We start from the raw sequence: 21,445 nt of genomic DNA on the forward strand, positions 1-21,445 counted from the left end.
TTATATGGATATAGATGCAATAATTGCAGCGGCAAGCCGTGCAAACCAGTCAATTCAGTATAATTTAGGGAGCTGCTCCCGGATTTTGCATATTGGGTTTTTCTTTGATGGGGTGGGGCGCAATGTTGAGCAGGATGTACCCAATCAACGGTTGAGTAATATTTCCCGGTTATATAGAGCGTTTCCATTACCAGAGAAAAGTACCGATAGTGAGGTATATAAAGCACACTATATCTCCGGCTTAGGCACGCCCTTTAACGACGACCCCGCAGAGTTTTTGCAGTCTCAAATGGATAAGGCGCGCGATGATTATCAGGGCGGTTTGCCCACGGACCCGAAAGACGCGGCAGAGGATTTTGCCAAAGACGCGCTATCGGGTAAAAGCCCGAAAGAGACGTTGACTGAAATGAGAAATAAACTTCTGTCTCCTGTCGGGCGCCTTGATTCACTTAAACAATCTTATATGGGAAACCTTAAGAAAATTGTTACGGAAGCGACTCCCTGGCTACGCGACTCTCGCATCATGGCTTATAATTTTGCGACAGGTGTTGATAGCCGTCTGGAAAGCGCGAAGTCACGCTTTGCCTCTTCCTTTAAGGAGGCCGTCAGCACGGGAGAAATTCCTGTTAAGCTCATTTCTGTTTCGTTCTTCGGATATGATCTTGGCGCAACGTTAGCGCGTCAGTTTATAGACATGTTATTGACCGAAATATGTAAGAAAAATGGCGAGCAGTATATCTATGAGTCGGTGCCTGTTGATATTGTCTTTACCGGACTATTTGATTGCTCAAGAGATACGCCTGCAAGTAGCAATAATGGTATGGAATATGCCGGTACCGCCGCTGCGTTTATTCCTGGAGGTATTGCGAAAGTAGCGGCTACGATATGTTCTATGTTGGGACGTAAATATATTGATCATATGTCCCCTCTACCAGAGCAGGTTAAAAAGTCTCTGCATTTGGTTGCAGCCCATGAACGCAGACCGTGGCGCTGTCTTTACCGAACAGGACAAAATGATCGTCATTGCGAAGAGCTGATGCCGGGATGTAGTGAAGATATCGGAGGTGGGCTGAAACCCGATGAGCAGAAACCCAGCGCGGAACTGAGCCGTGTAGCTCTTAACCGGATGTATCGTGAAGCGATGAAAGCAGGTGTGCCTTTCCCCGATTTAAGTTCTCTGTACCAGACGGACGCAATGGTGTGGTCATATTTTGCGATGAGCGATACCGTTAACGGGTTAACAGCCTCTGAATGGACTGCGCGTTACCAGCGTGCCGTGTCGCCAAAACGTGTGACATATCAGGCATTGAATCGACATCTTGATAGCTATTTTGAATGGCTGGGTGCGCAGTATTATCTATACAGAAAAAGATTACGACTGCTTGAGGCGCAACATAGCGCTATTTACAGATCGTATGAAGCCGCCAACGGGCTGCTGGGCATTTCATCTCAGGCGAAAAGCGCAGCGGATGATATTGTTGAGGATATTGCCATCCTTAAAAAGCACTGGGGTTGGCTTGATGAGGTTCGTGATGCGGCATACCAGCAATTAAGGGATGACCAGGATCTTCCGCCAGTTTATTACGAGAATGTTTACGAACCCGCTTGTATCAGAGCGCAATATTTTATCGACTGTGGTGGCTTTGGTTATCGAGGGGAACCTGCTCCGCCGAAATGGGATCGCGCACCTTCTGAAATTTACTCATGGTTTGTGCATGACGTTCAGACGCTACGGAATGGCGATAGTATTACCAACGAATTCTTTTGCATCAGATGGATGGAGCCTCATTAATGGCAGCGATTAACTCACCCTTATAGAAAATGATTTTATTTTCCAGAGTATATGGCTGGCATTTTAATGGGGAACCTGAGCGCTGGCCCTTGTGCAAATTGCATAAAGGGTATTATCAAAGCTGGCGGAAAATTGTACCCGATAAGCCTTAAACAGCTCATGATGAGCGGACTTATCCGCGCGGATGAAATCGCCCGTAATTACTACTGGTATTACAAAGCAGAAGTGCCGTTTGATATGCGCACCACGCCGCCACGTCCGTTTCTTAGTCATACATTGAAGCGAGACGACGGCGCTCGCAGACGCCACACCACCAATCTCTTCCCGGTACCCGGTAAAGGAATTTATCGTCGTCCTGACGTCATTATCGTGAAAGACAAACAGGATCGCTGGCCTGGGCTGGCGGGGCCGGATCATGATGATCCTCCGGGTATGCATGGCGACAATCTGGCCCGTCTGGTAGAGGTCAAGTTTCCGGGGGATGAGCTAAAACGTGGGCAGTACGACGAATATATGCAGATTGTTGGTGACGATCCCACACGCATGACCATTCTGGAGATCCACGACTGCCGCCCGCAAAAGCAGCAGTGGGTGGATCAGGTCGTGAATGTGACGATGAAAGCCTGGCAAACCAGCGGGGCAAAATACTGGCCGCTGTTTCTCTACCCGCCGATATTTATGCCTCGCCCGCCTTCCACGCCAGTAGCCGCACGAATTGAGCCGTGGACATACGCCGGGCAAGCCGTGGCCAGTCTTAGCGATGGCGTGATTCGTGGCGTCGCTGAAGGCTGGAGCTCGCTATCAAAAGAGACACAACAGCTCCTGAACTCGACGGCAGGCTGGCTTAACGACAGCGGGGAGTGGATCTACCGGCAGGGAAGTGAAGTCTGGATATGGGCCAGTAAAACCGGTAAGGCGGTGAAATCCTGGAGCAACACCCGGATAAAAGCTGCATGGGCGGAAATCCAATACGCCACGGATATGACGCTGGACCTGCTAAAGCAGGTGGACTGGGTACAAATTTTAACGAATGTAGCGAAAACGGTGGGCGTTATCCTGGTGGCTGTTGGCGTCGGCGCGCTGGTAGTGACGCTGGGTATCCCGGAGGCCATTATTAGCGCATTTCTTCTGATTATTCGTCTGGCTATAACCGCCTGGGAAACCCTTGTAACAATTCTCGGCGGTGGCGCAGGCGCAGCGGCGCTGGGTGCCGGTTAAAAGGAGCAGGTATGGTATTACGGGATGTTGAGCTGAACTACCTTGAGAAGTGGCTGCCGGAAGCGTCAGTGAAATATAAAAACGGCAGCCCGGCAGTTAATCTTGGTCTGATTATCACGGTATTTTTTAAGGGCGGGCATACGCCTGACGTGCGCCGCAGGATGGTGGAGTGTGTCGATCGTTTTTATACGGAATTTAAGCCGTATCTGAAAAAGCATCTCACCCAAAACTGGGTTGGAATTACGGAGAAAAATTACGCCAGAAAGCGGCAGGAGATTATCGATTCAACACCTGAAGAGATCTTTTCCTGGTATATGGGCAGCGCAGAGAAAGACTTTTTAGCGCCCGATTACGACATTCTAATTATGGGCAAACGTATCTTCCATAAAGATACTGATCGCTCCGTTATTAAACTGACATTTCCGCTCTCGCTGCTGAAAGAGCCTGACGGTAAAGCGGGATATGAAGGCTGGCTGCTGTGGCTGTGTAACACCTTTGCCGTGGAAAGCGGCTATGCGGGGCTGTCCTTTGTTCTTCCTTACGCATTCGAACGGATGTTCCCCTATGAGTACGCCCTGGCGCAGCGTTTCTCCGGTGTGATGGTGGATTCTATTGGTACGCTTGAAGGCAGAGTTGCAGTGAATAGTTTAAAAGGCGCTTGCTGGTACACCATTCTCGGCACCCCGTGGCTGGAAAAGCTGGGGGGTGCAGAACAGTTAACGCATCGCCTGGTTGAAACGCCGGAAATCAGGCTGCTGCCCTACAGCAATGGTGTGATCCTTAAGGCCGGAGAGCTTCCTCCGCCGTTGGGTGACATGAAAACGGAAGGGTTGCTGTCATTGCTGGTGAAAGTTAATCAGCTTATTAAGCCAGTGCGGTTTAATGAATCGCGTTCCCTTCATTTCTATTCCGAGTATGAAGGGCTTCAGTTCGACAAAGACTCTACCATGGCCTGGTTTGCCCGCTTTGACGACGCCAGCGCTCAACTGGATAAAGCCGAAGCAGAGACATCCCGCGAGCCGTGAGGCGAGTAAGTAAATTTAAGATACAAAAAACCCGGCGATCTTGAGCAGAAGCGCCGGGTTAATTTGTTTTTAGCATCCCGGGATTGACTAACACATCACAGGATTAAAATCTGGCTCCTCTGACTGGACTCGAACCAGTGACATACGGATTAACAGTCCGCCGTTCTACCGACTGAACTACAGAGGAATTGCGAGAACGGGGCGCATAGTAACGGCAGCGTTTCGGGTTGTCAAAGCCTGAATGTGAAATGCTGAACCGTTTGCTGAATAATTCCGCAAACCCCGGCGCGGACAGCGCTACGCCGGGGTTGCGTTAATCAGCGGAAGGGCGGCTCGTTAAAGGTACGCAGTTTACGCGAATGCAGGCGTTCGCCTTCGGCGCGTAGCAAATCGATGGCGCGAATGCCGATCTGCAGGTGTTCGGAAATCGCGCCCTCATAGAAGCGGTTCGCCTGGCCCGGCAGCTTGATTTCACCGTGCAGCGGTTTATCGGAAACGCACAGCAGCGTACCGTAAGGCACGCGGAAGCGATAACCCTGGGCGGCGATAGTCGCGCTTTCCATATCGATAGCCACCGCGCGGCTCAGGTTAAAACGCAGCGCCGAGGCGGAGTAGCGCAGCTCCCAGTTGCGGTCATCGGTCGTTACCACGGTGCCGGTACGCAGACGCTGTTTCACTTCCTCGCCCGGCATATTGCTGACAAGCTTCGTGGCGTCATAGAGCGCGCGCTGCACTTCGGCGATGCTCGGCACAGGAATATCCGGTGGTAGCACGGCGTCCAGCACGTGATCGTCGCGCAGATACGCGTGCGCCAGCACGTAGTCGCCAATCGACTGGCTTTCACGCAGGCCGCCGCAGTGGCCAATCATCAGCCAGACATCCGGGCGCAGCACCGCGAGATGATCGCAAATCGTTTTGGCATTCGACGGCCCGACGCCGATATTCACCAGCGTAATGCCCTGACCGTCAGCGGTAATTAAATGCCAGGCGGGCATCTGGTGTTTTTTCCACGCGAGATCGGAAATCGCCGCTTCCGGCGCTTCGGTATCCGCAGTTATCCAGCTACCACCCGCGCACGAGAGCGCCACGTACGGGCTGTCCGGATCGAGGATCTGGCTGCATCCCCAGCGCACAAACTCATCGACGTAACGCGTGTAATTAGTAAAGAGCACGAAGGGCTGGAAATGCTCGACCGGCGTGCCGGTATAGTGGCGCAGGCGCGCCAGCGAGAAGTCAACGCGGCGAGCGTCGAAGTGCGACAGCGGGTAGAATTCGGTCGGGTGGAAAATCCCGTCGGCGGTCTCATCGCCAATCTGCGCCAGTTCGGTGGTCGGGAAGTGGCGGGTCAGGCCAGCGCTCATCGAGCGGTCCAGCGTCAGCGCCGAGCCGTCAATCACATACGGGTAGGGGATCTCATGCTGCGACGGGCTGACTTCAATCGTCGCGCCGTAGTCTTCATACAACAGAATCAGCTGTTCGCGCAGATAGCTGCCAAACAGCCCCGGGCGCGTGATGGTCGTGGTGTAGCAACCCGGATGTGTGAAGCGCCCGTAGGCGCGCGTCTTCTGCGCTTTGCTGCCGTCGCCGTCCCAGCATACCCGCAACTGCGGATAGACAAATAATCCTTGCGCGCGCTGCGTCTCATCCGGCAGGCGACCTTCGTTAATATAGGCGGCGATCGCCTCGCGCAGCGCGTTAACCGCGTCATCGTATAACGCTTCCAGTTTGTCGAGCGCCTCATCGGGCGTCAGAGGTGTTGCAGTGGTCGTCATCTGGTCTCCTGATCCCACGTGGCACAGCGGGAAGCTGTACTATGTGACTGATAATATGGCACAGATTTATGAAACTTATGGGAATGGCACAATGGCATTAATCTGTAAAATGTTTATTCGTTGAGATTATGCGCACTATGCCCCCTCTGGCTGCCATTCCTCCTTTCTGATGCATTCGCGCTTTAAATAAATATTTTCACTGGTTATACATCTGTTTTTACTCATTAAAGGCGCGATTGCTCCTGGTGAACAATTTTTTGTGGTCATTTTCGCGGCTTGCGATGAAAGGCGACAGGGTATACTGCTTCTTTATGTGACCTTAACATGCAGGAAAACGATGCTATCTACCCTGATTTACCGCAGCCGGCTGAAAGGCGATATCGACCAGGCAGGCCTGGAAGCGATTGTGAGACAGGCACAGACGCGTAATGCGCAGATGCAGGTGAGCGGCATTCTGGTTTTTGATGGCCATCAGTTTTTACAGGTGCTGGAAGGGCCGCTGCATTCGGTGGAAGCGCTTTTTGAACGTATCAGCCTGGACGCGCGGCACGATTTCGTTGTTGAACTGATGCGCGACTACGCCCCCCGCCGACATTTTGAAAATGTCGGTATGGCGCTGTTTGACCTGCGCTATGTCAAAGCACACACGGTGCTGAAGGCGGTGGTCAAATCAAGCGTGGTGCCGTTTAATCTCGCCCGCGAAGCGCGGGTGTATCAGTTTATTCGCTCTTTTTTGCGTCGCCAGGACAACCTGCCGATCTCACGCCAGTTTAATCCGGATGCCTGGCGGGTCGATGCTGCGCCGCCGCCCCCGACACCTACCGTAGTACCTGCCGTAGCGGATATCGCCTGCCAGTTTGCCCTGCAGCCGATTGTGGAGCCGACGACCTGCAAAATTAAAGCGTATGAGGCGCTGATCCGCTCCCCCGAAGGTGGCTCGCCCGCCGCGTTGTTTGCATCATTATCCAGCAAAGCACTGTATGACCTTGATCTCCATTCCAAAGAAATCGCGTTCGCGCTGGCGAAAGCGGTCAATATCGGCAGCCAGATGATCTCGGTTAACCTGCTGCCCGGATCGCTGGTGCAGTGCCCGAATGCGGTGGAGATCCTGCTGGCGCAGATTGCGCGCCAGGGCTTGTTGCCGCAGCAGGTGATTGTTGAGGTTACCGAGAGCGAGGTTATCTCGCGCTTTAATGAGTTTGAGTGCGTCATCCGCCAGCTGCGTGCCGCGGGCATTAACCTGGCGATAGACGACTTTGGCGCCGGGTTTGCCGGTCTGTCATTGCTGACCCGCTTTCAGCCAGGGCGCATCAAAATCGACCGCTGCATCGTCGCAGATATCCATCTTCACGGCCCGAAACAGGCCATCGTGCACGGCATTATCCGCTGCTGCGCCGAGCTTGAGATAACCGTGGTCGCTGAAGGTGTCGAAAAAGTGGAAGAGTGGTGCTGGCTGGACGCGGCAGGTATTAAATACTTCCAGGGCTATCTGTTCGCCAGGCCGCTGGTGAATTGTGCGCCGACGGTAAGCTGGCCGACGGCAAGATAAGAATATGTCACGGAGGCTGGTTCAGGGAACTGTCGCCAGCCTTAATCTGCCGACCCGTTATATCCTCTTAACTGCCGCGCCAGGCGGTCCTTCAGGAAATTTGAACCTTTATGTTAAACAAAGGGCATTTATTCTTTCCCGTTATCGGCACAGAGTAGGGCATCTGAACCAGACAACGCGGCGGGCATGGCACGATTGATATCGGTTGCGCCATTCATGCTCGCTCTGAAAACGGGATTAACATGAAAAAGATAGGCTTTTTGTCATTTGGCCACTGGACGCCGTCGCCGCAGTCCGCCACGCGAACCGCCGCGGATGCGCTGCTGCAATCCATCGATCTGGCCGTCGCGGCCGAAGAGCTGGGCGCGGATGGTGCCTATTTCCGCGTGCACCACTTCGCCCGTCAGCTCGCTTCGCCATTTCCGCTGCTGGCCGCCATCGGGGCCAGAACACGCAACATTGAGATAGGCACCGGCGTTATCGATATGCGCTATGAGAACCCGCTCTATATGGCGGAAAGCGCCGGCGCTGCGGATCTTATCGCTGGTGGTCGCCTGCAACTGGGTATCAGCCGCGGATCGCCGGAACAGGTGATCGATGGCTGGCGCTATTTTGGCTATGAGCCTGCCGCCGGTGAAAACGAATCCGATATGGCGCGCCGTCATACCGAGACGCTGCTGGAAGTGCTGCGCGGGGAAGGCTTCGCCAAACCCAATCCGCAGCCGATGTTCGCCAATCCGCCTGGCCTGTTAAGGCTCGAACCCTGGTCTGAAGGACTTCGCGAGCGCATCTGGTGGGGCGCAGGCTCCAACGCCACTGCGGTCTGGGCGGCGAAACTCGGAATGAATCTGCAAAGCTCTACCCTGAAAGACGATGAAACCGGCGAGCCATTCCACATTCAGCAGGCGCAGCAGATCCGCGCCTACCGCGCCGCCTGGGCAGAGGCCGGGCATACGCGCACGCCCCGTGTGTCGGTGAGCCGCAGCATTTTTCCGCTCATGGACAGCCGGGATCGCGCCTGGTTTGGCAACAGCCGTGACGACAGCGATAAGGTCGGTTTTCTGGATGAGAAAACGCGCGCCATTTTCGGGCGCAGCTACGCGGCTGAACCGGAGAAGCTCATCGAACAGCTTAAGCAGGACGAAGCGATTGCCGAAGCGGATACCCTGCTGCTGACGGTGCCGAATCAGCTGGGCGTGGAATACAACGTGCATGTGATTGAGTCGGTGCTGCGTCACATCGCCCCGGCCATGGGATGGCGCGATTAACGCACCGCAGAAAAGCAAAAAGCCCGCTTAAAAGCGGGCTTTTTTGAATTTGGCTCCTCTGACTGGACTCGAACCAGTGACATACGGATTAACAGTCCGCCGTTCTACCGACTGAACTACAGAGGAATCGTGTGAACGGGGCGCATAGTACCGGGGTCGCCCGGCGTTGTAAAGCCCTGAACGCGCCAGAAAATTTGTTTGCTGAGAAATTCGTCAATCAGCGCATTCCTCTCGCCTCTGCACCGTTCTGGTGCAAACGTACCTCTTATGGGGCATAAGCAAAACAGTGTTTCAACGCTGTAAACCGATAAGTTATCGCTTTCTCTTATAATTTAAGCATTTATATTAGCCGCTCACGCTTTTAAAAAAACTGGCAAGCATCTTGCAAAACCTGTTACGACATCATTGCCGGCATTGGCTCTGGCATTCCGTACAGGAGGCAAAATGAACTTAAGACGACTGAAATACTTCGTGAAAATCGTCGATATCGGTAGCCTGACGCAGGCGGCGGAAGTGCTGCACATCGCACAGCCCGCGTTAAGCCAGCAGGTTGCGACGCTCGAAGGGGAGATGGATCAGCAGCTGTTGATTCGCACCAAACGGGGCGTCACGCCAACGGAAGCCGGGAAAATTCTTTATGCGCATGCCCGCACCATTTTGCGCCAGTGCGAACAGGCGCAGCTCGCCGTCAACAATGTCGGCCAGACGCTGCAGGGCCAGGTCTCTATCGGCCTCGCGCCTGGTACGGCCGCTTCCTCGGTGACCATGCCGCTGCTGCAGGCCGTGCGCGCTGAACTCCCGGACGTGCTGGTGTATCTGCATGAAGACAGCGGTGCGACGCTCAACGACAAACTACTGAGCGGTCAGCTCGATATGGCCGTGCTGTATGACCGCGCGCCGGTGGCCGGGCTCACCAGCCAGCCGCTGATTAAAGAAGATCTGTTCCTCGTTGGTACGCGTGATTGCCCTGGGCAGAGCGTGGATCTGGCGAGTGTCGCGCAGATGAATCTCTTCCTGCCGCGCGACTATAGCGCCGTACGCAAGCGCGTCGATGAAGCTTTCTCGCTGCGTCGCCTGACGGCGAAAATCATCGGCGAGATCGAGTCGGTGTCCACGCTGAGTGCCGCCATCGCCAGCGGCATGGGCGTGACGGTGCTGCCGGAATCCGCCGCGCGCTCGCTTGCCGGTTCAACTAACGGCTGGCTCGCGCGTATCACCAGCCCCTCGATGACGCTGCCGCTCTCGCTGAATGTCTCCTCCCGCGTGCCGTTAACGCCGCAGGCGCAGGCCGTGAAAGATATTCTGCTGTCGCTGGTGGCGCGTCCGGCGCTGGAGAACCGCGAGCTGATGCTGGTGGGCTGACAGATATTCCCCAAAGGAATAACAGACAGTTTTTTATTATTTGTGATGCCCGCCGGGGGACTTTAACAATAGCGTCATGTTGAATCGCTCCCGGGGGCGCTGTGAATTTCCAGCAACTGAAAATTATTCGTGAGGCGGCAAGGCGGGATTTTAATCTCACCGAAGTGGCCAACATGCTTTATACCTCGCAATCTGGCGTCAGCCGCCATATTCGCGAACTCGAAGAAGAACTCGGCATTGAAATTTTCATTCGCCGCGGCAAACGGCTGCTGGGCATGACGGAGCCCGGCAAAGCGCTGCTGGTGATTGCCGAGCGCATTCTTAACGAGGCCAGTAATGTCCGCCGCTTAGCCGATCTCTTTACCAACGACGCCAGCGGCGTGCTGACTATCGCCACGACGCACACCCAGGCCCGCTACAGCCTGCCGTCGGTGATTAAAACCTTTCGCTCGCTCTTTCCCGAGGTACGTCTCGAACTGATTCAGGGCACGCCACAGGAGATAGAATCGCTGCTGCAAAGCGGCACGGCAGATATCGGTATCGCCAGCGAACGCTTAAGCGCCGATCCGGGGCTGGTGGCCTATCCGTGGTTTCGCTGGCATCACAGCCTGCTGGTGCCGAAGGATCATCCGCTCACACAGGCCAGCCCGCTGACGCTTGAGGAAATTAGCCGCTGGCCGCTTATTACCTACCGGCAGGGCATCACGGGACGCTCGCGTATCGATGAAGCCTTCAGCCGTAAAGGGCTGACGCCGGATATCGTGCTGAGCGCGCAGGATTCCGACGTTATCAAAACGTATGTTGAACTGGGGCTTGGCATTGGGCTGGTGGCGGAGCAGGCGAGCGAACCCCATGAAGAGAGCCTGCTTACGCGGCTCGACACGCGGCATCTGTTCGATGCTAACACCGTCTGGCTGGGCCTGAAACGCGGGCAGCTTCAGCGCAATTACGTCTGGCGCTTTATTGAGTTGTGCAACGCCGGGCTGTCGGTTGACGAGATCAAACAGCAGGCGCTGGAGCCTGCCGGTGAAGTGGTGATCGATTATCAGATTTAGCGGTAAATGCCCCGCCAGCGGTCGGCTGGCGGGGATAAATGTTTAATGCTGCTGCGGCGTTTTGATAAAGATCGCGGTCAGCGCAGAAAGCAGACAGCCCACCATCAGGTAAATCGCCACCGTATGCCACGCGCCGCCGGAAAAAGTCAGCAGGGCAGCGGCGATAAACGGCGTAAAGCCGCCACCCACCACGCTTGCCACCTGATACCCGACGCCCGCGCCGCTGTAGCGATACCCCGCGCCGAACATCTCAGTAAACATCGGCTGCTGCACGCAGACCACCATATCGTGCGCGATGTTCGCAAGCATCAGCGAGAAAATCACCACGCCGACAATCGAACGGGCTTCCAGCGCCATAAAGAATGGGAAAGCGCTCAGCGCGCCGAGCAGTGCGCCGGTGATGTATATGCGACGCCGTCCGTAACGATCCGCCATCCAGGCGAACAGCGGAATGGTCAGGCAGCTCACGCCGCCCACCAGCAGACCGATATTGAGAAACAGCTCGCGCGGCAGGCCCAGATTCTGTGTGGAGTAGCTAAGCGCAAACGCGGTGACGATATACATGGTCAGCAGTTCGCACAGGCGCAGGGCGATGATTTTCACAAACGCGCCGGGGTGACGCACCAGCGCCTCGAAGACCGGCGGCCGTTTTTTCGCGTCAGCAGGATTTGCTGCCTGCGCGCGCTCAAATTCCGCGGATTCTTCCATGCCGTTACGCACCCACAGCGCCGCCAGCACCAGCACAATGCTGAACAGGAACGGTAAGCGCCAGCCCCAGCTCAGGAACTGCGCATCGGTCGTCAGATAGCTGATAAGCGACACCAGCCCGGTGGCGAGCAGCAGGCCAACGCCATACCCCACCTGAACGCCGCTACTGTAAAACGCTTTTTTACCGCTGGGTGCGCTTTCCACCGCAAGCAGCGCCGCGCCGCCCCATTCGCCGCCCACGGCGAACCCCTGAATGGCGCGCAGCGTCACCAGCAATACCGGTGCCCACCAGCCAATGGTGGCGAACGACGGCAAAATACCGATGCAGGCGGTGGCGATGCCCATCATCCAGACGGTCATCATCAGCATCCGCTTGCGGCCGAGGCGATCGCCAAAGTGCCCGAAGACAATCCCGCCGAGCGGGCGGAATAAAAAGCCGACGCCAAAGGTGGCGAAGGCGGCAAGCGTGCCCATCGCCGGTGAGATCTGCGGGAAAAACTCGGTGTTAAACACCAGCGCCGCGGTAATGCCATAGAGTAAGAAATCAAACCAGTCTACTACCGCGCCGGCAAAGCTGCCCCAGGCAGCACGGCGCGCGCGGTTGCAGGCAGGGAGCGCCTCATCAGGGCGGGGAGTCGTGATTGTGGAATCCATCGTTGTCCTGTCCATTCGTCAACATTCTGTATTTTTATTGTTATCAAAGCAGATTGAAGGTTACTCACATCGTACGCAGCCAAAAAAAGCCGTTACTGAGACTACAGCGCTAACCGCCGGGTGAAAACCGTTTTGCGCCGTGACGGGCGTGAAAGGACCATTTGACTCAGAGAAGCCGGGTGGGCAGAGGATTATGCGGTGATAATGGCGACAAGACGCGCAGGCAGAAAAGCAAAAAGCCCGCTAAAAAGCGGGCTTTTTTAAATCTGGCTCCTCTGACTGGACTCGAACCAGTGACATACGGATTAACAGTCCGCCGTTCTACCGACTGAACTACAGAGGAATCGTGTGAACGGGGCGCATAATAATCATGCCCCGTATCGGTGTCAACGCAAAAAATTACACTATATATTCAAACGCTTAATTCTGCGTCAGTTTGTGCTTTTAATGTACCTGACCGCCTTCGGAAAGGGCAGATGTTTCACGCTGGCGCAGGCGCAGCAGCGGATCCTGACCGTAAAAGTGACAAAAGCGCTGCCACAGCGACGGGAAGCGCGGCGCGAAAAGCTCCGGCGCGCTGAAGAAATATTCGGAGAGCACCGCGAAGCACTCCGCCGGATCGGTGGCGGCGTAGGCGTCAATGCTGGCAGCGCTTTCGCCCACCAGATCTATCTCATCCTGAATATTTTCCATCGCCGCGTGCAGATCATGCTCCCAGCCTGCGACTTCACGCAGCGCGATAAGCGGGATGCCGCTTGCGCGATCGCCGTTACGCATATCGAGCTTATGCGCCACTTCGTGAATGATAAGGTTAAAACCGGAGGCGTCGAACGAGTCCTGAATATCGAGCCAGTTAAGGATAATCGGCCCCTGCTGCCAGCTCTGGCCAGACTGTACCACGCGCTGGTTATGCACCAGACCGATGTCGTCTTCCCATTCGTCATCCACCACGAACGGCGCGGGGTAAATCAGCACTTCGTGAAAGCCGTCGAGCCACTCGAAACCGAGCTCCAGCACCGGCAGGCAGAAGAGCAGGGCGATGCGGGCGCTTTTCAGCTCATCCAGCTCAAAACCCTGTAAGGGAACCAGCCGCTTCTGCTGTAAAAAACGCTCGCCTAAGCGCACCAGCTTCTGCTGCTGTTCGTCGCTCAGGCCCGCCAGTAACGGAATGGCGAGCGCCGCTTCCCAGGGAAGAGGTGCCAGCTCGGCGGTGTGATTTGCTTTCCAGGGCCACTTAATCATCTTATTGCTCGCAAACTCGTCACTTGAACAAAATCGAAGAGGCAGGGACTGTTAAAATGCCAAAGATCCTGGCATCATGGCAACCTCAAGTACGGAGAGATGCCGGAGCGGCTGAACGGACCGGTCTCGAAAACCGGAGTAGGGGCAACTCTACCGGGGGTTCAAATCCCCCTCTCTCCGCCACTATTCAAGCACTTACCGCCTCGTTTTTCAGTGATAAAAATCCCGTTGAGAAAAGATTGAGACTATTCACGTCGTGAATTGTGCCCGGGTTCGCTTCTTGTCTGCGTTCTTTTTACCTTTCTTTGCAGTTTTCACTCTCTTTCACTTTACTGATGGTCTGTCTTTTAAACGCTAAAAGGCACGTCAGTAGCCCAAAACAACTCTTAACGATTACCACTGATTTGCGCCATAAAAGTGCGGCCTGTGATGCGATCGGGTCTATTCTTATCTGATGCATGCTGATGTTAACTCGCGGAATTCACAGGGGTGTCGTCCGGCGGCTTTCAAAGCGGGCTAAAAATGGGGCTGACGCGGCTTCCGATAAACTTCAGTAAAATTAATGCAACGCGGGCAGGATACGCAGGAGGTGGCCGTCGTGCCTGAGAAAAAACAGTTTATCCGCATTCTGGCGCTGGATACGCCGCTCGGGCGCAGTCTGGCGTTCTTTCTGTTTATTCTGCTGGCGGGCAGCATTGCGGCCAATGCGGTAACGCTGTATCTCTCCTGGGAGCGCACGGTTGAAGATGCCGAGAGCAAGGCGATTAACCTGTCGCTTTCGCAGGTGCGGCAGGCGGACGATACCTTTCTCCAGACGGAGCTGACCTTACAGGAGATCCGCCGCAACCTCGCCTATGGTTATCTTCCCGATAAGGAACTCAACGCGTCGCTTGCCGAGCTGGAACAGCGGCTGCCGCAGCTTGACGGGCTGTTTATTTACGATGCGCATGGCGCATGGCGCAACAGTTCTTTCGGGCAGGAACCTGCTGAGGACAACATTGCGGACCGCGATGATTTTCTCTACCACAAAGATCATGGCTGGATGGGCGTGCATATTGGTCATGTGGTGCGCAGTAAAATCAGCGGCCAGCTGGTGATACCCGTTTCGCTACGCCTCAATGACATCACCGGCGGCTTTGCGGGCGTGGTGATGGCCACCGTGAAAATGGACTATTTCCGCCAGTTTTACAGCTACTTTGAACTGACGAATAACGACATTCTGGCGCTGCTGCTGGTGGACGGTAAACCGCTGTATATTCGCCCGTTTGACGAAAGCGTGCTGAATAAAGATCTCTCTGACAGCCCGCTTTTTACGCAGGTGTTGCTGCGATCGCGGCAGGGCAGCGCCACCTGGCTGTCAGCGCTCGATCAGGTGGTACGAATTTATGGGTTTGCGCGCTCGACGCGTTACCCGATTGTCGTGGTGGCCGGGTATGACAAAGACAACCTGCGCGCGACCTGGCTTAAAAACAGTATCCCCGATTTGCTTATTAACGGCGCGCTGCTGACCGCCATTATCCTGATGGGCATGGTGCTGTTCAGACAGGTGAGGGTGAATATCCGCGACCGCAACGAGCTGGCGACGCTGCGAGATGAGCTGGTGAAAATCAACCAGACCCTGCATTCTATGGCAATGATCGACGGCCTGACGGGGCTTGCCAACCGGCGGCGTTTTGATGCCTTTCTTGAGCAGGCGCTGGCCGACTCCGCCGTTACCGGCCACCCGGTTTCTCTCATTCTTATCGATGTCGATTTTTTCAAGCGCTATAACGATAACCGCGGGCATGTGGCCGGGGACGCCTGCCTGCGCCGTATCGGCGGTGTGCTGCAACAGGCGTCTTTTAACCACAGGGATCTGGTGGCGCGCTATGGCGGGGAAGAGTTCGCCATTATTCTTTCCGGGGCTTCCTCCGATGACGCGCTGCGCGTGGCTGAACAGGTGGTCAGCATGGTCAGGGAACAGGCGCTGCCGCACCCGAATACCGATCTGCCTGAAGGTGTGGTCACCATCAGCGCGGGCTGTTACAGCCTGACCTCAGACGGCAGAATGGCGTGCCTGACCGAGCTTATCAAAGGCGCGGATGAGGCGCTGTATCAGGCCAAAAGCACCGGCCGTAACCGCGCGGTACGTCTGGCATAACAGGCGTTAGCTCGTCGCCTGCTGCATAAAGCGAATAAATGCTTCACAGGCGGAGGACAACCCTTTGTGCGGCGCGTAGATAAGCGAAAAGGGGCGCGTGCGTCCGCGGGTCTGTGGCAGGATCTCCGCCAGTAGGCCGTTTTCCATGAGCGGGCGCGCGATAAAATCGTAGGTCTGACAGATACCCGCGCCGCTGACGGCAAGTGAGATAACGCCCAGAATGTCATCCGAGACCTGAATCTGCCCCTTTGGCGTCCACTCAATGGGTGCTCCCTCCTCGCACAGGCTCCACTGCGCGATACGCCCGCTGCTCGGCATGATAAACGGCAGGCAGCGGTGGTTTTCAAGCGCGGCTAACTGGTGCGGCTCGCCATGCTGGCGCAGGTAGGACGGGGCGGCGACCAGACACAGCGGTGCCTCTTCCAGCTTGCGCGCCACCAGCCGGCTGTCCGGCAGCGTGCCCAGACGGATAGCCAGATCGTACCCTTCGGCCACCAGATCCACGTTTCGGTTAGTGATGTTCAGCTCTACGGTAATCCCCGGATAGTGCGCGGCGAAACGCTGCAACAGCGCCGGAAGCCGGTAGTGCCCGTAGGTAGTCGGCGCGCTTAGCCGGATATGTCCGACCGTCTGTGCGCCGCGTCCCTGGATATCCCGCTCGGCGCGTTCGAACACACTAAAAGCGCTACACGCCTGCTCGTAATAGTGTCTTCCGGCCTGCGTCAGGCTGAGCTGGCGCGTGGTGCGTCTCATCAGCTGTACGCCAAGCCGCGTCTCAAGCCTTGTCAGCGCCCGGCTCAGTACCGAAGCGGTGGTGCCGAGCGTCACCGCCGCCGCGGTGATCGAGCCTTTCTCAATAATCGTTACGAAGATTTCCACATCGCTGAGATGGGCGAAGCGTCGGCTCATTATGTCTCCTGAAGAACAAATGAATGTCTTTTGCGATAGTTTATCGACTTTTAAGGAAACACTACAGTGTGCGCATCTCGCAGGCGAGGCTTGCGAACCATCCGAATAGCAACAGGAGCATATTGTGAAAATTGTTCGTCATCTCGCGCTCGCCGCAGCGCTTGGCCTTTCTGCACTCAATGCGCACGCCGCCAGCGTTCTGGTGGTGCTGTCGGATTCTGATCATCTGGATCTGAAAGACGGCAAGGTATTCCCGACAGGGTTTTACCTCAATGAACTGATGCAGCCGGTAAAACGCCTGCTGGACGCCGGGCATCAGGTCACGTTTGCCACGCCGAGCGGGCTGGCGCCGACGCTCGATAAATCCTCTGACGACAAAATGTACTTCAACAATGACGTAAACGCGTGGCGCACGCACCGCGCGTTGCTCGACAAGCTGAAACTGACGTCGGCCGCGTCCTCACCGGTTATCAGCCTGGCGCGCGCCGCGCAGCGGGGTTACGGCGAGTTTGACGCGATTTACATTCCGGGTGGCCATGCGCCGATGCAGGATCTGCTGACCAGCCCGGCGCTTGGCAAGGCGCTGGCCGCGTTTCATGCAGCCGGTAAGCCGACGGTGCTGGTCTGCCACGGCCCTATCGCGCTGCTCTCCACGCTGCCGGACGCGCCGGCGTTTACCCGCCAGCTGGCGGAAACCGGCCATGCCGCGGCGCAGTCCGGTTGGATCTACGCAGGTTACCGGATGACGGTTATCAGCAATGCTGAAGAGGAGATTGCCAAAGGTCTGCTGCCGAAAGGCGGTGCGATGAAATTCTATCCGCAAACCGCGCTCGAGCAGGCGGGCGGCAAATACAGCAGCAATACCGAACCGTTCACGTCGCATATTGTGACGGACAGAGAATTGATCACCGGGCAGAACCCGGCCTCAGCAACGGCAGTGGCGCAGGCGCTGCTGGAACGTCTCCATTAATTTTATGCACTGAGGAACCACCATGGATCTGCAACTGAACACTAAAACGGCGATAGTGACGGCGGCGACGGCAGGCATTGGGCTTGCGATCGCCCGGACGCTGGCGCGGGAAGGCGTGGCGGTGACGATTACCGGCCGTGACCGTGAAAAGCTGGCGGCTGCGGTCGCGGCTATCGACGCGGAGGCGAAAGGTGCCTCCGTGACTGGCGTGCTGGCAGACGTCAGTACCGCAGAAGGCGTCGCGGCGCTGACGGCGCAACAGCCGGAAACCGATATTCTGATTAACAACCTCGGCTTTTATGAGGCGACGCCGTTTGCGGAAATTACCGACGACGCATGGCTGCGGATGTTTGACGTTAACGTGATGTCCGGGGTGCGGCTTTCCAGGCACTATTTCCCGCAAATGCTGACAAACAACTGGGGCCGCGTCATTTTCATCTCCAGCGAAGTCGGCGCGTTTACGCCGCCGGATATGGTGCACTACGGGATGAGCAAATCGGCGCAGCTTGCCGTCTCGCGCGGGATGGCCGAATTAACTAAAGGCACCGGCGTGACGGTGAACAGCGTGTTGCCTTCGGCCACGCGGTCGGAAGGCATTATGGACTATCTGCGACAGACCGCGCCGCAACCGGGCATGACCGACGCCCAGGTGGAAGCGAATTTCTTTGCGACCTATCGCCCGAGTTCGCTGCTTGCGCGCATGATTGAAGCAGATGAGATAGCCGCAATGGTGGCGCTGCTGGCAAGCCCGCTGGGAGCGGCGTCAAACGGCGCGGCCGTGCGCGTGGAAGGCGGTACGTACCGCTCGATTCTGTAATCAGAAATGTAGCAGGAGAAAAACGCTGGCCGGGCGTTGCGCCGGGTGAGCCTTAGTAATAAAAAACCCGCTGTGGCGGGTTTTTTATTGTCGCTTATTCGTTGACCAGCCACATATCGGCTTCGTCGAACATCTCTTCCAGCATCCGGTTCAGCTTTTCACGATCGTTTTTGTTAGCGTCGGAATTGAGACCGTTTGTCTGCATTGGCTTAACGCGCACGTCAGCATCCGGAAAAATGCGGTGTACGCGGCGGGTCAGCTCGGCCAGGATAATCTCACGCGCGCCGGGCAAGCCTGCGACATTGCGTTTGTCATAAACCAGTTCAACAAACATGGAAAACTCCACAGTATGGATATATATACAGTCCTGGCACACTATAGCGCCCGCCAGGCATCCGGTAAAGTAGAGAGTGAAGGGGCGCGCGAAGAAGTGTGGAAAATAAAAAAGGCCCGCACGCGGCGAGCCTGAAAGGGGAAGAGTAAAACACTTAGAACTGATACACCATACCGATGCCGACGATGTCGTCCGTTGCGATGCCGTTGTCTTTGTAGAAGTCGTCGTCTTCATCCAGCAGGTTGATTTTGTAATCAACATAGGTCAGGAAGTTTTTGTTGAGGTACCAGCTGGCACCGACATCCGCGTATTTAACCAGATCGTTGTCCTGGTACTTACCGGCATACCAGAGATCTTTACCGCGGGATTGCAGGTACGCCAGAGACGGACGCAGGCCGAAATCGAACTGATATTGCGCCACGATTTCGATGTTCTGCGTTTTGTTGGCAATACCGTCGCCGTCGCCATACGGCGTCATGTTGCGGGTTTCGGCATAAGTCGCGGCGAGATAGATATTGTTGGCGTCATATTTCAGACCGGTCGCCCACGCATCAGCGCGATCGCCGCCTGCGACGATGGAGTCACCACGGCCATAATTGACCTGTTTTGACGTACGGTCAGCGGTGGAGTAAGCGGCAGAGGCGCTAAAGCCCATACCGAAATCGTACGTTGTGGAGAGACCGAAGCCGTCGCCGTTTTGCGTCTGAATGCCGTGACCGTTGGTGGTGCCTTCGTTACCGTTGCCGTCGTCTTCGTTATTGCCCTGGTATTGCAGCGCAAAATTAAGCCCGTCTACCATACCGAAGAAATCGGTGTTGCGGTACGTCGCCATGCCGTTACCGCGGCCTACCATGTAGTTGTCGCTGTAGGTGTAAGAGTCACCGCCGAACACTGGCAGCATATCGGTCCAGGCTTCAACGTCATAAATCACGCCGTAGTTACGGCCATAATCAAAAGAACCGTAGTCGCCATATTTCAGGCCCGCAAACGCGAGTTTGTTGTAAGAGGTGTTGCTGTCCTCGGTGCTGTTGGCCATGATTTTGTAGTTCCACATGCCATAGCCGGTCAGCTCCGTGCTGATTTGGGTTTCGCCTTTAAAGCCGAACTCCATATAGGTGCCGTCGCCATCGTCGCCCGGGTTATCGGAGAACGTATGGCGCGCGTCGACTTTACCAAACAGATCGAGTTTATTGCCGTCTTTATTATAAATCTCTGCCGCATTCGCAGCGCCTGCCACTAATAAAGCGGGCACCACAAGAGCCAGTACTTTTCTTTTCATTATTAATTTCCTTATCGTCATAAATAATATCAATGAATGGTTTAATTGAATGACGTGACGGAGAGTCGTCCGCGGCACGCATATTAGCAAGAATGAAAAAACGCCACCAAAATTATTTCGGGGGTGGGAATGTGACTGTGATTAATAATTTGCGGGGGTTATTTGATATTTGTTTTTATTATTTTTATCTATCTTTTACGCAGAAGGTTGAAATTCTTTACAAAGAATAACTCTGGGTGGGGTTGATGCCCGGGGCGCATGACAACTGGTTTTTATGAAGATACTTATCATCAAATAACTACCCATTAAAGGTATCAATAATAATAGATGGTTGCCAGTTGAATTATTATTCGGATAATTAATTTTCAGAAAAAAGAACGGTGTGAAAATAATTTTTTTTGGTCAACAAGTCCGGTTTCGGCGTGTGAAAATTAAAACCAGATTAGATGCTGAATGCTTCATCTTTTTCGTGTGCCATTTCTACGGTGCATTAATCATTATCCACGTTGCCCGGTATGCTCTTTTTACTTATCTGTATGTTACGGATGCAGAAAGCCGCTCGCGCAAAAGCGCGTAAAGCATGCTAATTTTGTGATCTGCCTTACAGAAATGAACCGGGTTGACCCGCGCAAAGGAGACGTTATGTCGCTCACCCACTGGCAGCAGCGTTTTGAAGACTGGCTGCACCAAAGCTGGAATCAGGATGATAAAGCTCATGATGTCGCGCACTTTCGCCGCGTCTGGAAAACGGCCCAGCAGATTATGGCTGGCAGCGAAGCTAACCGGCTGGTCGTGCTGACCGCCTGTTATTTTCACGATATCGTCAACCTGCCGAAAAACCATCCACAGCGGCATCTGGCCTCGACGCTCGCCGCCCAGGAGACGCTGCGCATTCTGGAAACCCACTTTCCCGATTTCCCGTACGACAGGTATGACGATGTGGCCCACGCGGTGAGAGCGCACAGTTTCAGCGCCGGGATTACGCCCACGACGCTGGAGGCGAAAATTGTGCAGGATGCCGACCGGCTGGAGTCGCTGGGCGCTATTGGTCTTGCGCGCGTCTTTTATGTCTCCGGCGCGCTTGGCCGCGCGCTGTTCGACAGCGACGATCCGCTCGCGTCAGCGCGTGAGCTTGACGACACCGCCTGGGCGCTCGATCACTTCCAGAAAAAGCTGCTGACGCTGCCTTCCACGATGCAAACCGAAGCGGGCAGGGCGCTGGCGCGCCATAACGCCGACTTTCTCGTGCACTACATGGCCAAGCTTTGCGCCGAGCTGAAAGGCGATTATTGCCAGCTTGATGAAGAGGTGCTGCGCCGCTTTATTCAGGTCACGCCTTAACCGTAGCCCC

15 protein-coding genes, 4 tRNA genes and 2 pseudogenes are annotated in these 21,445 nt (G+C 55.4%); 12 read left to right on the plus strand and 9 right to left on the minus strand.

The annotated features are described in order from the left end of the window. Positions 1-4 precede the first annotated feature (4 nt). From AFK66_RS06650 to AFK66_RS06660, 3 genes and pseudogenes are all read left to right on the plus strand, one after another. Positions 5-1,792, plus strand: coding sequence for a DUF2235 domain-containing protein (locus AFK66_RS06650; protein ID WP_007776185.1), 1,788 nt, complete (start codon positions 5-7; stop codon positions 1,790-1,792). A 126-nt stretch (positions 1,793-1,918) separates the two neighbouring features. After that, positions 1,919-3,010, plus strand: a pseudogene (locus AFK66_RS06655) (VRR-NUC domain-containing protein); the annotation flags it as partial. Between the two features lie 11 nt (positions 3,011-3,021). Continuing rightward, positions 3,022-4,032, plus strand: a pseudogene (locus tag AFK66_RS06660) (DUF3396 domain-containing protein); the annotation flags it as partial. 114 nt (positions 4,033-4,146) lie between these two features. On the opposite strand, the gene AFK66_RS06665 reads toward AFK66_RS06660, so the two are convergent. Both AFK66_RS06665 and AFK66_RS06670 read right to left on the minus strand, forming a co-directional pair. Further along, positions 4,147-4,222, minus strand: a tRNA-Asn gene (locus tag AFK66_RS06665). A 130-nt stretch (positions 4,223-4,352) separates the two neighbouring features. Next, a complete protein-coding gene (locus AFK66_RS06670) occupies positions 4,353-5,807 on the minus strand; it encodes an AMP nucleosidase (protein WP_038882369.1) in 1,455 nt (484 codons plus the stop codon). A 337-nt stretch (positions 5,808-6,144) separates the two neighbouring features. On the opposite strand from AFK66_RS06670, the gene AFK66_RS06675 reads away from it, so the two are divergent. Continuing rightward, the gene (locus AFK66_RS06675) at positions 6,145-7,356 is read left to right on the plus strand and encodes a diguanylate phosphodiesterase (protein ID WP_007776390.1); all 1,212 of its coding nucleotides are present in this window, start codon (positions 6,145-6,147) and stop codon (positions 7,354-7,356) included. A 242-nt stretch (positions 7,357-7,598) separates the two neighbouring features. Continuing rightward, positions 7,599-8,624, plus strand: coding sequence for an LLM class flavin-dependent oxidoreductase (locus AFK66_RS06680; protein WP_007776389.1), 1,026 nt, complete (start codon positions 7,599-7,601; stop codon positions 8,622-8,624). Positions 8,625-8,674: 50 nt separating this feature from the next. On the opposite strand, the gene AFK66_RS06685 is transcribed toward AFK66_RS06680, so the two are convergent. Further along, a tRNA-Asn gene (locus AFK66_RS06685) sits at positions 8,675-8,750 on the minus strand. A 318-nt stretch (positions 8,751-9,068) separates the two neighbouring features. Here AFK66_RS06685 and nac point away from each other — a divergent pair. Further along, positions 9,069-9,986: a nitrogen assimilation transcriptional regulator NAC gene (gene nac, locus AFK66_RS06690; RefSeq protein ID WP_007776388.1), complete on the plus strand. Its 918-nt coding sequence runs from the start codon at positions 9,069-9,071 to the stop codon at positions 9,984-9,986. Between the two features lie 101 nt (positions 9,987-10,087). Further along, positions 10,088-11,041 carry an HTH-type transcriptional regulator Cbl gene (cbl, locus tag AFK66_RS06695; RefSeq protein ID WP_007776387.1) on the plus strand — a complete coding sequence of 318 codons (954 nt, stop codon included), beginning with the start codon at positions 10,088-10,090 and terminating at the stop codon, positions 11,039-11,041. A 42-nt stretch (positions 11,042-11,083) separates the two neighbouring features. Here the strand turns inward: cbl and shiA are convergent, their stop codons facing one another. The 3 genes from shiA to mtfA all read right to left on the minus strand — a co-directional run bounded on the left by shiA (position 11,084) and on the right by mtfA (position 13,645). Then, positions 11,084-12,403: a shikimate transporter gene (gene shiA / locus AFK66_RS06700; RefSeq protein WP_007794739.1), complete on the minus strand. Its 1,320-nt coding sequence runs from the start codon at positions 12,401-12,403 to the stop codon at positions 11,084-11,086. 267 nt (positions 12,404-12,670) lie between these two features. Further along, positions 12,671-12,746 (minus strand) — tRNA-Asn (locus AFK66_RS06705). Positions 12,747-12,847: 101 nt separating this feature from the next. Next, positions 12,848-13,645: a DgsA anti-repressor MtfA gene (gene mtfA / locus AFK66_RS06710; protein ID WP_007776178.1), complete on the minus strand. Its 798-nt coding sequence runs from the start codon at positions 13,643-13,645 to the stop codon at positions 12,848-12,850. Between the two features lie 93 nt (positions 13,646-13,738). Here mtfA and AFK66_RS06715 point away from each other — a divergent pair. Both AFK66_RS06715 and AFK66_RS06720 read left to right on the plus strand, forming a co-directional pair. After that, positions 13,739-13,828, plus strand: a tRNA-Ser gene (locus AFK66_RS06715). Between the two features lie 379 nt (positions 13,829-14,207). Continuing rightward, positions 14,208-15,785, plus strand: coding sequence for a GGDEF domain-containing protein (locus AFK66_RS06720; protein ID WP_023898465.1), 1,578 nt, complete (start codon positions 14,208-14,210; stop codon positions 15,783-15,785). 6 nt (positions 15,786-15,791) lie between these two features. Here the strand turns inward: AFK66_RS06720 and AFK66_RS06725 are convergent, their stop codons facing one another. Beyond that, positions 15,792-16,694 (minus strand): LysR family transcriptional regulator, encoded by a 903-nt coding sequence (locus AFK66_RS06725; protein ID WP_007776175.1) that lies wholly within the window; start codon positions 16,692-16,694, stop codon positions 15,792-15,794. Between the two features lie 124 nt (positions 16,695-16,818). Between AFK66_RS06725 and AFK66_RS06730 the strand changes: the two genes are divergently transcribed. Together AFK66_RS06730 and AFK66_RS06735 are read left to right on the plus strand one after the other, a co-directional pair. After that, on the plus strand, positions 16,819-17,664 hold the full coding sequence (locus AFK66_RS06730) for a type 1 glutamine amidotransferase domain-containing protein (RefSeq protein WP_023898467.1): 846 nt from the start codon (positions 16,819-16,821) through the stop codon (positions 17,662-17,664). Positions 17,665-17,686: 22 nt separating this feature from the next. Beyond that, positions 17,687-18,481 (plus strand): SDR family NAD(P)-dependent oxidoreductase, encoded by a 795-nt coding sequence (locus AFK66_RS06735; protein ID WP_023898468.1) that lies wholly within the window; start codon positions 17,687-17,689, stop codon positions 18,479-18,481. 94 nt (positions 18,482-18,575) lie between these two features. On the opposite strand, the gene AFK66_RS06740 is transcribed toward AFK66_RS06735, so the two are convergent. Both AFK66_RS06740 and ompC read right to left on the minus strand, forming a co-directional pair. Continuing rightward, on the minus strand, positions 18,576-18,815 hold the full coding sequence (locus AFK66_RS06740; RefSeq protein WP_007794693.1) for a DinI family protein: 240 nt from the start codon (positions 18,813-18,815) through the stop codon (positions 18,576-18,578). 154 nt (positions 18,816-18,969) lie between these two features. Beyond that, positions 18,970-20,094, minus strand: a complete 1,125-nt coding sequence (gene ompC, locus AFK66_RS06745) for a porin OmpC (RefSeq protein WP_007776171.1) — start codon at positions 20,092-20,094, stop codon at positions 18,970-18,972. A gap of 642 nt (positions 20,095-20,736) precedes the next feature. Between ompC and AFK66_RS06750 the strand changes: the two genes are divergently transcribed. Beyond that, positions 20,737-21,435 (plus strand): phosphohydrolase, encoded by a 699-nt coding sequence (locus tag AFK66_RS06750; RefSeq protein WP_007776167.1) that lies wholly within the window; start codon positions 20,737-20,739, stop codon positions 21,433-21,435. The last annotated feature ends 10 nt before the right edge of the window (positions 21,436-21,445 follow it).

This window comes from Cronobacter malonaticus LMG 23826 (assembly GCF_001277215.2).
GTDB lineage: Bacteria > Pseudomonadota > Gammaproteobacteria > Enterobacterales > Enterobacteriaceae > Cronobacter > Cronobacter malonaticus.

Coding starts and splice junctions, on each gene's coding strand:
- AFK66_RS06675 (WP_007776390.1), top strand. CDS start 6,145: ATGCTATCTACCCTGATTTACCGCAGCCGGCTGAAAGGCGATATCGAC.
- AFK66_RS06740 (WP_007794693.1), bottom strand. CDS start 18,815: ATGTTTGTTGAACTGGTTTATGACAAACGCAATGTCGCAGGCTTGCCC.
- mtfA (WP_007776178.1), bottom strand. CDS start 13,645: ATGATTAAGTGGCCCTGGAAAGCAAATCACACCGCCGAGCTGGCACCT.
- shiA (WP_007794739.1), bottom strand. CDS start 12,403: ATGGATTCCACAATCACGACTCCCCGCCCTGATGAGGCGCTCCCTGCC.
- nac (WP_007776388.1), top strand. CDS start 9,069: ATGAACTTAAGACGACTGAAATACTTCGTGAAAATCGTCGATATCGGT.
- ompC (WP_007776171.1), bottom strand. CDS start 20,094: ATGAAAAGAAAAGTACTGGCTCTTGTGGTGCCCGCTTTATTAGTGGCA.
- AFK66_RS06735 (WP_023898468.1), top strand. CDS start 17,687: ATGGATCTGCAACTGAACACTAAAACGGCGATAGTGACGGCGGCGACG.
- AFK66_RS06670 (WP_038882369.1), bottom strand. CDS start 5,807: ATGACGACCACTGCAACACCTCTGACGCCCGATGAGGCGCTCGACAAA.
- AFK66_RS06725 (WP_007776175.1), bottom strand. CDS start 16,694: ATGAGCCGACGCTTCGCCCATCTCAGCGATGTGGAAATCTTCGTAACG.
- AFK66_RS06750 (WP_007776167.1), top strand. CDS start 20,737: ATGTCGCTCACCCACTGGCAGCAGCGTTTTGAAGACTGGCTGCACCAA.
- AFK66_RS06720 (WP_023898465.1), top strand. CDS start 14,208: ATGCAACGCGGGCAGGATACGCAGGAGGTGGCCGTCGTGCCTGAGAAA.
- AFK66_RS06650 (WP_007776185.1), top strand. CDS start 5: ATGGATATAGATGCAATAATTGCAGCGGCAAGCCGTGCAAACCAGTCA.
- AFK66_RS06680 (WP_007776389.1), top strand. CDS start 7,599: ATGAAAAAGATAGGCTTTTTGTCATTTGGCCACTGGACGCCGTCGCCG.